General features: G+C 67.4%; 13 protein-coding genes. 1 reads left to right on the top strand and 12 read right to left on the bottom strand.

The annotated features are described in order from the left end of the window. Window positions 1–30: 30 nt before the first annotated feature. Window positions 31–1,014 carry a peptidoglycan-binding protein gene (locus tag YWM_RS0107105; protein ID WP_211232447.1) on the bottom strand — a complete coding sequence of 328 codons (984 nt, stop codon included), beginning with the start codon at window positions 1,012–1,014 and terminating at the stop codon, window positions 31–33. Between the two features lie 106 nt (window positions 1,015–1,120). On the opposite strand from YWM_RS0107105, the gene YWM_RS0107100 reads away from it, so the two are divergent. After that, window positions 1,121–1,696 carry a cob(I)yrinic acid a,c-diamide adenosyltransferase gene (locus YWM_RS0107100; RefSeq protein ID WP_028850141.1) on the top strand — a complete coding sequence of 192 codons (576 nt, stop codon included), beginning with the start codon at window positions 1,121–1,123 and terminating at the stop codon, window positions 1,694–1,696. Window positions 1,697–1,808: 112 nt separating this feature from the next. On the opposite strand, the gene YWM_RS0107095 is transcribed toward YWM_RS0107100, so the two are convergent. From YWM_RS0107095 to YWM_RS0107045, 11 genes are all read right to left on the bottom strand, one after another. Continuing rightward, window positions 1,809–2,249 carry a DUF2550 domain-containing protein gene (locus YWM_RS0107095; protein WP_028850140.1) on the bottom strand — a complete coding sequence of 147 codons (441 nt, stop codon included), beginning with the start codon at window positions 2,247–2,249 and terminating at the stop codon, window positions 1,809–1,811. A 24-nt stretch (window positions 2,250–2,273) separates the two neighbouring features. Further along, the gene (locus YWM_RS0107090; protein WP_028850139.1) at window positions 2,274–2,642 is read right to left on the bottom strand and encodes a F0F1 ATP synthase subunit epsilon; all 369 of its coding nucleotides are present in this window, start codon (window positions 2,640–2,642) and stop codon (window positions 2,274–2,276) included. Window positions 2,643–2,712: 70 nt separating this feature from the next. Continuing rightward, entirely contained in the window at window positions 2,713–4,155 is a 1,443-nt protein-coding gene (atpD, locus tag YWM_RS0107085) for a F0F1 ATP synthase subunit beta (protein WP_028850138.1), read from the bottom strand. Between the two features lies 1 nt (window position 4,156). Next, window positions 4,157–5,104, bottom strand: a complete 948-nt coding sequence (locus YWM_RS0107080) for a F0F1 ATP synthase subunit gamma (RefSeq protein ID WP_028850137.1) — start codon at window positions 5,102–5,104, stop codon at window positions 4,157–4,159. A 56-nt stretch (window positions 5,105–5,160) separates the two neighbouring features. Continuing rightward, complete coding sequence (gene atpA, locus YWM_RS0107075) at window positions 5,161–6,798, bottom strand: F0F1 ATP synthase subunit alpha (protein ID WP_028850136.1); 1,638 nt, start codon at window positions 6,796–6,798, stop codon at window positions 5,161–5,163. 57 nt (window positions 6,799–6,855) lie between these two features. Beyond that, window positions 6,856–7,671, bottom strand: a complete 816-nt coding sequence (locus YWM_RS0107070) for a F0F1 ATP synthase subunit delta (protein WP_043660056.1) — start codon at window positions 7,669–7,671, stop codon at window positions 6,856–6,858. Between the two features lie 45 nt (window positions 7,672–7,716). Beyond that, on the bottom strand, window positions 7,717–8,253 hold the full coding sequence (locus YWM_RS0107065; RefSeq protein ID WP_028850134.1) for a F0F1 ATP synthase subunit B: 537 nt from the start codon (window positions 8,251–8,253) through the stop codon (window positions 7,717–7,719). Between the two features lie 34 nt (window positions 8,254–8,287). Further along, complete coding sequence (locus YWM_RS0107060; protein WP_028850133.1) at window positions 8,288–8,533, bottom strand: ATP synthase subunit c family protein; 246 nt, start codon at window positions 8,531–8,533, stop codon at window positions 8,288–8,290. Between the two features lie 88 nt (window positions 8,534–8,621). Then, a complete protein-coding gene (gene atpB / locus YWM_RS0107055; protein WP_028850132.1) occupies window positions 8,622–9,398 on the bottom strand; it encodes a F0F1 ATP synthase subunit A in 777 nt (258 codons plus the stop codon). A gap of 218 nt (window positions 9,399–9,616) precedes the next feature. After that, window positions 9,617–10,057, bottom strand: coding sequence for a Cg1360 family ATP-synthase-associated protein (locus tag YWM_RS0107050; RefSeq protein WP_028850131.1), 441 nt, complete (start codon window positions 10,055–10,057; stop codon window positions 9,617–9,619). Window positions 10,058–10,063: 6 nt separating this feature from the next. After that, window positions 10,064–11,245, bottom strand: coding sequence for a glycosyltransferase family 4 protein (locus YWM_RS0107045; RefSeq protein ID WP_028850130.1), 1,182 nt, complete (start codon window positions 11,243–11,245; stop codon window positions 10,064–10,066).

The raw sequence follows: 11,245 nt of genomic DNA, 5'->3' as shown, positions 1-11,245 counted from the left end.
CGCTCCGGCGGCCGCGCAATGGGGGACGCCTCAGTAGAAACACCCACTGGTCGGCAGCTCGGCGATCGGTGGCGGTGCGACCCCGTCGTAGATTGCCAGCAGGAGCGGCTGCGGGCACACCGAGACACCGTCGCGACGGATCCCGACGTGCAGGTGCGGTCCGGTGGAGTTGCCCGTGTTGCCGGAGTCGCCGATGTGCTGCCCGGTGGCGACCGGACCGCTCACGAGTGCGGGGCTGCGGAAGTGGCAGTAGCTGTAACGGTCACCGTCGTCGGCCTGGATGACCACGCCGTATCCGCAGCTGGAGTCGTTGACCGGGGTCGCTTCGCCACCGTTGATCGCCAGCACCGGTGTTCCCTCGCCCACCGGCAGGTCGACGGCCGGATAGTCGTGGTGCGGGTCGTCGTACTCGTCGCGCGGCAGCGTCTCGCGGGCAATCGGCAACGAGTAGTCACCCACCGCGCTGGACACCAACGCATGCCAGGTCCCTGCATCGATCACGCCAGTGGCTTCCATGCCGTGTTCGGACTGGAAGGTTCGCACCGCGTCGGCCATCGCGGCGTCGAAGACGCCGTCGAGAGCGAGCCGGCCTCCGTGTTTGTTGAGCTGCACCTTCGCCGCGTTGACCGCATCCGGAGCGTCGGCACCTTCGGCGAGGTCGATCACCAGCGCCGGCCAGGTCTCGTTGCCGACCATGCCGTCCGCGCCGAGCCCCTTGGCCTGCTGGAACGCCGTCACGGCTGCCGCGGTGTTCGGGCCGAACTGGCCGTCGGGATCGGTCGGGTGTCCGTGCGCCGTCACCAGGTACTGCACCGTGGTGACGTCGGGCCCACGGTGTCCCTCCTTGACCAAAGGCCACTCCGCGGCGTCCGCGGAGGGCAGCCAGGCCGCGGAAACCAGCCCGGCGATCACGGCGACAGCCGCCACCAGGGCGGCACACGTCACACCGATGGTGCGGCGGGCAGACATGAGCAAGCCCCCTTCGTCCTTGGTGCCCTCGACGCTGGTGACCATTCCACACACCGTGACCGAAGCAAGGGCGAAATTTTCCCAATAGGGCGTAACCAGCAGTGATGACGAGCACAGCGCTCGCCACAGCACGTCCGGCTAAGGTCGAGACATGGCAGTGCGGATCAACCGGGTGTACACCCGCGTCGGCGACTCAGGGACCACGGCGCTCGGCGACGGCACGCGCGTACCGAAGGCCTCTCCCCGCATCGGTGCCTACGCCGATGTCGACGAGACCAACTCGGTCATCGGTGTCGCGCTGGCGCTCGGCCAGCTGCCCGACGACATCGCGTCGGTGCTCAAGAAGGTCCAGAACGACCTGTTCGACGTCGGCGCGGACCTGAGCACGCCGGTGACGGAGAACCCGAAGTACCCGCCGTTGCGGATCACCGAGAGCTACATCGAGCGGCTCGAGGGCTGGTGCGACGAGTTCAACGAGCGGCTGGAGAAGCTGAGGTCGTTCATCCTTCCCGGCGGGACGCCCGGGGCCGCGCTGCTGCACCAGGCGCGCACCACGGCGCGGCGGGCGGAGCGGTCCGCGTGGCTGCTGTGGGAAGCCGAGCAGGACACCACGAATCAGCTCGCGATCAGGTACTTGAACCGGCTGTCCGATCTGCTGTTCATCCTGGCCAGGGTGGCCAACCCGGACGGCGACGTGCTGTGGAAACCGGGCGGCGAGGAGAGCTAGCAGCGGATGCGGTGAACCGGCAGGCTCGGGGCGCAGGACCACGGCAGCCGACCACCACGAACGCGCGGTCCCGGGCCCACGAACGTCGCGAGCCCGGGACCGTCTCATCTGCTCAGGAAGCCCACGGAACCTGGTGCCCCGGTGGCGCCGACTCCAGCCACGACAGGAAGCCGGTGAGCGCCCCAGGGCCCATGGCGATCTCGATCTCCATGCCCTCGGTCGACTTGCAGCGCAACACGGTCGCCGCGGCGGGGAGGGTGTACGACTCCTCCTTCGACGGCTTCCGTCGCTCCGTGATGTGCAGATCCTCCCGGCTGAGCACCCGGTCCGGCCCGTTGCGCAAGCTCATTACGCGAAACCACAGGAACTGCTCACCGCGGTACCGGCCGATGCCCAGGTGCCAGCCTGCGATGTCGCCGTCGTGGCGCATCCGCCAGCGCAACGCCACGGTGATGCCACCGCTCGTGCGGATCTTGTGCCAGCGCCACGCGCCCCACACCAGGACGACACCCACCAGGGCGAGGAGACCGATGACCACCGTTGAGATGCTCACGACCGTCCCCGCCCTGCTGTCACCTCAGGCCTTGTGCCCAGCGGCGCGCAATCGGGCTTGCGCTCTGGCCCGCTCGGTCTCGTCCTCGGCGGAGCTCAGCTGCTGCCGCGCCTGGTCGACGTCGATCTCGTCACCGAGTTCGGCCGATTCCGCCAGCACTCGTACCGAGTCGGCCGTCACGGACAAGAAACCGCCGTGCACCGCCGCGCCGACGTGCTCGCCGTCCGTGCTGGTGATCGACACTACGCCGCCTTCGACCAGCTGACCGAGCATCGGCTCGTGGCCGGGCATGATGCCGATCTCGCCCTCCGTGGTCTGGGCGACGACGAACGTCCCCTTGCCCGACCACAGCCGCCGCTCGACGGCGACCAGCTCGACGGTCATCTCCGCCACTGCAACTCCTCGTGACTCACCGGCCAGGTCGGCCGAGTGTACTTGGTGCGGCCTTCGGTCACCTCGAGCCTCACTTCTTGGTCAGCTCGTGGTACTTCTTCTCCAGGTCCTCCAGGCCACCGATGCCCAGGAACGCCTGCTCCGGGTAGTGGTCGAACTCGCCCTTGCTGATCTTGTCGAACGCCTCGATCGTCTCGGTCAGCGGCACCGTCGACCCGGGGATACCGGTGAACGTCTCCGCGACCAGCATGTTCTGCGACAGGAACCGCTCGATCCGGCGAGCCCGGTTCACCGTGAGCTTGTCCTCCTCGGACAGTTCGTCCATACCGAGGATGGCGATGATGTCCTGCAGCTCCTTGTACTTCTGCAGGATCCGGATGACCTCGGACGCGACCCGGTAGTGCTCCTCACCGACGATGCCCGGCTCGAGGATCGTCGAGGTGGACGCGAGCGGGTCGACCGCCGGGAAAATGCCCTTCTGGAACACCGACCGGGACAGCTCGGTGGTGGCGTCCAGGTGGGCGAACGTGGTCGCAGGCGCCGGGTCGGTGTAGTCGTCCGCGGGCACGTAGATCGCCTGCATCGAGGTGATCGACCGGCCCTTGGTCGAGGTGATCCGCTCCTGCAGCACACCCATCTCGTCGGCCAGCGTCGGCTGGTAACCCACCGCGGACGGCATCCGGCCGAGCAGCGTGGACACCTCGGAACCGGCCTGGGTGAACCGGAAGATGTTGTCGATGAACAGCAGCACGTCCTGGTTCTGCACGTCGCGGAAGTACTCCGCCATGGTCAGCGCGGACAGCGCCACCCGCATACGGGTACCCGGCGGCTCGTCCATCTGACCGAACACCAGCGCGGTGTCGTTGATCGTGCCGTCCTCGCTCAGCTCGAGGAACAGGTCGGTGCCCTCACGGGTGCGCTCACCGACGCCGGCGAACACCGAGGTACCACCGAAGTTCTTGGCCACACGGGTGATCATTTCCTTGATCAGCACCGTCTTGCCCACACCGGCACCACCGAACAGACCGATCTTGCCACCCTGCACGTACGGGGTGAGCAGGTCGATGACCTTCAGACCGGTCTCCAGGATCTTGGTGCTGCCCTCGAGCTGGTCGAACGCCGGCGGCTCCCGGTGGATGCTCCACCGCTCCAGGTCGTCGCCGTAGCCCGGCTGGTCCAGGCACTCGCCGAGCGCGTTGTACACGTGGCCCTTGACCTTGTCGCCGACCGGCACCGAGATCGGGCCACCGGTGTCGCGCACCGGGGCGCCGCGGACCAGGCCGTCCTGCGGCTGCAGCGAAATGGTGCGCACCATGTTGTCACCCAGGTGCTGGGCCACCTCGAGCGTGACGGTCTTGCGCAGCTCTTCGAACTCGACCTCGACCTTCAACGCGTTGTAGATCCCGGGGACCTGCCCGCGCGGGAACTCGACGTCGACGACGGGGCCGGTGACGGAGACGATCCGCCCTACGGCGCCTTCGGTCTTGGCTGCGGTGTCTGCAGTGGTGGTCATCTCACTCATCACTTCCTGCTGCGGCCAGCGCGTCCGCGCCGCCGACGATTTCGCTGATCTCCTGGGTGATCTGGGCCTGGCGAGCCTGGTTCATCTCCCTGGTCAGGGACTCGACCAGCTCGTTGGCGTTGTCCGATGCCGCCTTCATCGCAGTCCGCCTGGCCGCGAGCTCGGAGGCCGCCGACTCCAGCAAGGCCGCATAGATCCTGGTGTTGATGTACTTGGGCAACAGGGCGTCGAGCAGCGTCTCCGCGTTCGGTTCGAAATCGTAGACCGACCGCAGCTCGGGCGCCGACGTGGCTTCGCCCTCCTCGACGTACTCGACCTCCAGCGGAGCGATCCGCTTGGCCACCGGCGTCTGGGTGAGCATGCTGCGGAACTCGGTGTAGACGATGTGCAGCTCGTCGACGCCGAGAATGCCGTCGGCCCCCGCGCTGTCACCCTCGTCGTCCGCGCCGGCGAGGAACAGGTTGATCAGCGTCTCGCCTGCCTCGCGGGCGTGCACGTACTGCGGCTGGTCGGAGAACCCGCTCCAGCTTCCGGCCACGTCGCGGTTGCGGAAGCGGTAGTAGTTCAGGCCCTTGCCGCCGATGACGAACAGCACCGGCTCCTTGCCCTGCTCACGCAGCAGCGACAGCAGCTCCTCGGTGGTGCGCAGCACGTTGGCGTTGTACCCACCGCAGAGGCCCTTGTCACTGGTGACCACCAGCACGGCCGCCCGACGCGGGTTCTCCCGCTCGGTCAGCAGCGGGTTGTCCAGCGTCGTCGCGGCCGTCGCCAGCTCGGAGAGCACGTTGGTGATCTCCGAGTTGTACGGCCGAGCCGCCTCGACCCTGGCCTGTGCCTTGGCGATGCGCGAGGTGGCGATCAGCTCCATCGCCTTGGTGATCTTGCCGATGGACTTGGTCGCCTTGACCCTGGCACGGAGTTCGCGAAGTTGCGCGCCCATCTAGCTCACCGTCCTCTGCGCCGCACCGTCGATGCCACGCATGCCACCGTCTTCCATCACTTCGGCGCGGGCTTGGCGACCTTCACGGTCTCCTGCCCGACCTTGTCCTCGTCCATCGCCTCGGCCTCGGCCTCCACCAACGGAGTGCCTTCCGAGGTCACGAAGCCCTTCTTGAACTCCTTGGTGACCTCGACCAGGCGCGCGGCGTTCTCGTCGGTCCACTTACCGGTGTCGCGGATCTCCGCCAGGATGCCGTCGTGCTTGTGTCGCACGTGCTCGACCAGCTCGGCGTTGAAGCGACGGACGTCCTCCACCGGCACGTCGTCGAAGTGCCCGTTGGTGCCCAGGTACACGGTCACCACCTGCTCCTCGACCGGGATCGGCGAGTACTCGCGCTGCTTGAGCACCTCGTACAGCCGGGCACCACGCTCCAGCTGGCGCTTCGACGCGTCGTCCAGGTCGGAGGCGAATGCCGCGAACGCCTCCAGCTCGCGGTACTGCGACAGGTCGATACGCAGCGAACCCGCCACGTCCTTCATCGCCTTGACCTGCGCGTCACCACCGACTCGGGACACCGAGATACCGACGTCGATGGCCGGCCGCTGACCCGAGTTGAACAGGTCCGACTGGAAGAAGCACTGGCCGTCGGTGATCGAGATGACGTTCGTCGGGATGTAGGCCGACACGTCGTTGGCCTTGGTCTCGATGATCGGCAGACCGGTCAGCGAGCCGCCACCCAGCTCGTCGGACAGCTTCGCGCAGCGCTCCAGCAGACGCGAGTGCAAGTAGAAGACGTCACCGGGGAACGCCTCGCGGCCCGGCGGACGACGCAGCAGCAGCGAGATGGCGCGGTAGGCCTCGGCCTGCTTGGTCAGGTCGTCGAAGATGATCAGGACGTGCTTGCCCTCGTACATCCAGTGCTGGCCGAGCGCCGAGCCGGAGTACGGGGCCAGCCACTTGAAGCCCGCCGAGTCGGACGCCGGGGCGGCCACGATGGTGGTGTACTCCATCGCACCGTGGTCCTCCAGCGTCTTCTTCACGCCCGCGATCGTCGAGCCCTTCTGGCCGACGGCGACGTAGATGCAGCGGACCTGCTTCTTCGGGTCGCCGGTCTCCCAGTTGGCCTTCTGGTTGATGATCGTGTCGACGCAGACCGACGTCTTACCGGTCTTGCGGTCACCGATGATCAGCTGGCGCTGACCGCGGCCGATCGGGGTCATCGCGTCGATCGCGGTGATACCGGTCTGCAGCGGCTCGGACACCGGCTGCCGCTCCACCACCGAGGCCGCCTGCAGCTCGAGGGCGCGACGGCCGGTGGCCTCGATCTCGCCGAGACCGTCGATCGGCTCGCCGAGCGGGTTGATCACACGGCCGAGGAACGCATCCCCCACCGGCACCGACAGAATCTGCCCGGTGCGCTTGACCTCCTGGCCTTCCTCGACCGACTCGAAGTCACCGAGGATGGCGACACCCAGCTCGCGAGGGTCCAGGTTCAGAGCGACACCCAGCACGCCGCCGGGGAACTCCAGCAGCTCGTTGGCCATCGCCGAAGGCAGGCCCTCGACGTGCGCGATGCCGTCACCCGCGTCGACGACGACCCCGACCTCTTCCCGGCTGGTGTCCGGGGAGTAACTCGAGACGTAGTTCTCGATCGCACTGCGGATCTCGTCCGAGGAGATCGTCAGCTCCGCCATGAAAGTTCCCGCTCTCACTTCTTGTCTGTGGCTGTATGCAAGTAACTATGCGCCGGGCTAGTGACCCAGCTGCGCGCGCAGTGCGCGGATCTGGCCCGCCGCGCTGCCGTCGATGACCTCGTCACCAACCCGGATCACGACTCCGCCGAGCACCCCGGGGTCCACCTCGATGTGCAGGGCGATCGGCCTGCCGTAGATGTTGTCGAGTTTCCTCGCCAACTGGGCCTGCTGCTCCTCGGTGAGCGGGACAGCAGTCGCCACGTGCGCGACCGAACGCTCCCGTCGCGCGGCGGCGAGCTCCACCAGCGCGTCCAGGGAACGCTGGGCCCCACCTCGGCGGGGCTCGGCCACGGCTTGCTCCGCCAGCAACCGGGCCACCTCGTTCACCCGGTCGCCGAGCACAGCGCGCATCAGCTCCTGCCGCTCGGCGGGCGTGCTGGCGCGATTGCCCAGCGCCGTTTCCAGCTCCGGCTGGTTGTCCAGCAGCCGTCCGATGGCGAACAGCTCCGACTCGACCGTGGCGAGTTCGCCTGCGCGCTCGGCCCCAATCAGCAACGCCGTCGCCGCCAGCACCCGCACCCCGTCAACCAGTTCGCGGGGCGAGGACCAACGCTGGGACACCACGGCCTGCAGCGCCTGCAGGCTCGGCGCGCTCACCTCGCCCTCAAGCAGCCCGCCCACCAGACCTGACCGGGCCTGAGCCGACGACGAGGCGTCGGCGAGCGCTCGGCGCAACGAGACCTCGGACGACAGCAGCCGGGCAAAGGCGTCCAACTCGGAGCCGACCGCTGTCGGGTCGGCCTCCGCCGCGCCGAGCAACGACTCCAGGGTCTGCTCGGCCTCCGCCAATGCCTGCCTGCTGGCTGCCCGCATGGGGGGTGCTGCGTTCACGGCTGTCACTTTTGCTGGGTCCCTCGTCTAGTTCCTGGCCTGAGCCGCGTCGAGATCTGCGAGGAAGCGGTCCACGGTGCGCCGGCGCCGTGCTTCGTCCTCGAGCGACTCGCCGACGATGCGGTTGGCCAACTCGATCGCGTTGCGGCCGACCTCGGCCCGCAGCTCCGCGACGATTTGAGCCCGCTGGGCCTGCAACGCCGTCTCGCCCTGGGCCACGATGCGCGCCGCGCTCTCCCTGGCCTCCGCTTCCAGCTCGGCCTTGATCCGCTCGGCTTCCAGCCGGGCGTCGTCCCGGATCTTCGCCGCTTCGGCACGGGCCTCGGCCAGTTGAGCGTTGTACTGGTTGAGCGCCCGCTCAGCCTCCGCCTGGGCCTTCTCCGCCTTCTCGATGCCGCCTTCGATCTGCGCAGTGCGTTCGGCGTACATCTTCTCGAAGCGCGGCGTGACGAATTTCCAGATGACGAACAGCAGCAGCAAGAACGCGACGAAGCCGACGATAATCTCTTCAACCGGCGGGAGCACCGGGTTGTACTCCGCCGCGATGTAGCTCGCCGTTGTCATGTCGCCTCCTCAGTGGCGTGGATCTTCGGCCTACTCAGACCAGGAAGAACAGGACGAAGCCCAGCAGCGCGAGCACCTCGACCAGTGCGAAGGTGGTGAACGCGGTGCCAAGCAGGCGGCCACCGGCCTCCGGCTGACGGGCGGTGCCGTTGATGACCGAGGAGAAGATCATCCCGACGCCGATCCCGGCTCCGATGGCGCCAAGGCCGTAGCCGATCACGGCAAGGCCGGAGTTGATGGACGTCTCGGCGGCCTGCTGAGCAAGAACGACGGAACTCACGATGTATTCCCTTTCCCAACTTTTTCGGGTCTAGCTGTTGTCAGTGGTGTCACTGGTGTCACTGCTGGCTCATTCGAGCCACGGTCGGTTAGTGCGCATCCGCCAATGCCGTGCCGATGTAGCTCGCGGACAGCAGGGCGAAGATGTAGGCCTGGATGGTCTGGATCAGCGCTTCCAGGAACGTCACCAGGACGGCTCCCCCGAGGGAGAAGGCGGAGATCGCCTTCACCACGCCCTCGCCTTCGAGCAGCAGGTGCGTGCCGGCGAGGGCGAAGAGCATGATGAGCAGGTGCCCGGCGAACATCGCGGCAAAAACACGGATGGCCAGCGTGAGCGGGTTGACGATGAACTTCGTGAAGAACTCGATCGGGGCCAACAGGATGTAGACCGGCCCCGGCGCTCCGGGCGGGAACAGCTGGTTCTTCAGATAGCCGCCGAGGCCGAACTTGCGAATGCCCGCATAGTGGTACGTCGGGTAGACCACCAACACCGACAGCGCCAGCGCGAAGCCGATGTGCGACATGGTCGGGAACTGCAGGATCGGGATGATGCCGTAGATGTTGTTCACCAGGACGAAGATGAACAGGCTGAAGATCAGCGGCACGAACCGCATGAAGTCCTGGGACCCGATCTGCTCGCGTGCGAGGGTGTTGCGGCCCACGTTGTAGAGCGATTCCGCGGCGAACTGGCCCTTCGACGGCACCACCGACAGGCGCCGCGTGGCCAGCAACAGGTACGCCGAGATGATCACCGTCGACAGCACGACCAGCACCATCGGCTTGGTCACGCCGCCAAATATGGGCGGCAGATTGAACGACTCGGCAGATGGTGGCGAGAACGGCTCTGCCAGTACCAGCGCGCCCAACCCGGGCTCCTTCCGGTTCTCCTGACCGCCGCTCGGGCGACAGGGGAATCGTCATGAACGTTCGTGAACTTACTTGATAGCTGAGCGACGCCGACGACCGGCCAGACTTGATGTGGCCCGGCCCCCAAGCGTCACCAACGCGGTGAGCCTATCAGGGGGGGTTGCCGCCGCCGTACGGGCGTACTCCTTCTCGGCTTCGCGCACCGAGAGTCACTATCTCAGCTGGTCAAGACCGCCAGGATCTGAGTCTTACGCCAAGCGAGCACCTCGAGCCCGGCCCAGGCCACGACCAAGGCCGCCACGGTCAAACCGAGGGCGTACGGCTCCAGCCAGGAAGCGTCCCGCAAGGCCAGGCCGACCAGCAAGAGCACGAAGACCTTGCACATGAAACTGCCCAGCAGGGCGGACATGATCGAGCGCGCCGGCTGATCGGCGACGGCGCGAATCAAGCCGACGGTGGCCAGCGACGAACCGATTGCCAGCACCGCGCCGACCGCGGACCCGGCCAGGCCCGGCAAACCGGCGAAGACCGTCCCCAACACCAGGGCGAGGGCGCCGATCGCGAGGCAGGGCACGAGGGCGGTACGCACGACGGCGGTGGCATAGGCGCGGACGGCCTCGCTCTGCGTCTCGGCGTACTGCTTGCTTTCTTCAGTCACTCTCGATCACTGCCCCTGGCTCGTTCGGCGCGAAGCCGCCGCCTTGGCGGATCGACCGTCTCTCAGTCTAGGCACCAGGGAAATCAGGGCCGCCACCAGCAGACCTCCGGCGAACACCCAGGCGACGACGACGGCGTCGAACAGCGTCAGCGCCACCGCGCCGAAAGCCAGCAGCGCAGCCCACATGTAGATCAGCAGCACCGCCCGGCGTTGCGAGTGGCCGAGCTGCAGCAGACGGTGGTGCAGGTGCATCTTGTCGGCGTGCATCGGGCTCAGGCCCTGCCGGGTGCGGCGGATCACCGCCATGCCGAGGTCCAGCAGCGGGATGAACAGCACGGCCAGCACGACGATGACCGGTGACAGCAGCGCGATGACGTCGGTGCCGTTGTACTGCTCCGGGGACAACCTGCCGGACGCCGACGTGCTGGCGGCGGCCAGCATCAGCCCGATGAGCATCGACCCGGAGTCGCCCATGAACAGCCGAGCGGGCTGGAAGTTGTGCGGCAGGAAGCCGAGGCAGGCCCCCGCCAGCGTCGCGGCGATCAGCGCTGGCGGGTAGCTGTCGATGTTGCTTTCCGGCTGGGCGAGCAGGCCGAGGGAGAACACGCAGATGGCCGCCGCGGTGATCATGCCGAGGCCCGCCGCGAGGCCGTCCAGGCCGTCGACGAAGTTCATCGCGTTGACCATGGTGACGACCAGCAGCACGACGAGCAGGCTGCCTTGGTTCTCGTCCAGGATCAGGTAGCTGCCGAAGTCGTCGGCGGTGCCGCCCCACGGCACCCAGAACGTGTTCCACTGCACGCCGAACAGCACCAGCAGGCCCGCGCACGTGACCTGCCCGGCGAGCTTGGTCCACGCGTCCAGGTCGAAGCGGTCGTCCAGCGCGCCGATCAGCACGATCAACCCGCCGCCGACCAGCACGCCGATCGGGTCGAGCGAGTACTCGAACGACGCGCGCAGCACCGGCAGCTGATGGGCCAGGAACATGCCGCCGACGACACCCGCGTACATGGCCAGGCCACCCATGTACGGCATCGGCTTGGCGTGCACGTCGCGCGCCCGCGGGTAGGCCATCGCCCCGACCTTCATGGCGAACGCCCGGGCGAGGCCGGTGAGCAGGAACGTGATCGCGGCTGTGATCAACGCCACGAGCACGTACTCGCGGATGGGGACGGTGACCGTGGCCAT

Source organism: Thermocrispum municipale DSM 44069, from assembly GCF_000427825.1.
Lineage (GTDB): Bacteria > Actinomycetota > Actinomycetes > Mycobacteriales > Pseudonocardiaceae > Thermocrispum > Thermocrispum municipale.
Note: the sequence above shows the minus strand (reverse complement) of the source record. Positions and strands in the feature narration are given on the sequence as shown.

What these genes read in the sequence shown, in the direction of transcription:
- YWM_RS0107105 (WP_211232447.1), bottom strand. Translation starts at nt 1,014, where the DNA reads ATGGTCACCAGCGTCGAGGGCACCAAGGACGAAGGGGGCTTGCTCATG.
- YWM_RS0107080 (WP_028850137.1), bottom strand. Translation starts at nt 5,104, where the DNA reads ATGGGCGCGCAACTTCGCGAACTCCGTGCCAGGGTCAAGGCGACCAAG.
- YWM_RS0107100 (WP_028850141.1), top strand. Translation starts at nt 1,121, where the DNA reads ATGGCAGTGCGGATCAACCGGGTGTACACCCGCGTCGGCGACTCAGGG.
- atpA (WP_028850136.1), bottom strand. Translation starts at nt 6,798, where the DNA reads ATGGCGGAGCTGACGATCTCCTCGGACGAGATCCGCAGTGCGATCGAG.
- YWM_RS0107045 (WP_028850130.1), bottom strand. Translation starts at nt 11,245, where the DNA reads ATGGCCACGGTCACCGTCCCCATCCGCGAGTACGTGCTCGTGGCGTTG.
- atpD (WP_028850138.1), bottom strand. Translation starts at nt 4,155, where the DNA reads ATGACCACCACTGCAGACACCGCAGCCAAGACCGAAGGCGCCGTAGGG.
- YWM_RS0107065 (WP_028850134.1), bottom strand. Translation starts at nt 8,253, where the DNA reads ATGACAACGGCGAGCTACATCGCGGCGGAGTACAACCCGGTGCTCCCG.
- YWM_RS0107070 (WP_043660056.1), bottom strand. Translation starts at nt 7,671, where the DNA reads ATGCGGGCAGCCAGCAGGCAGGCATTGGCGGAGGCCGAGCAGACCCTG.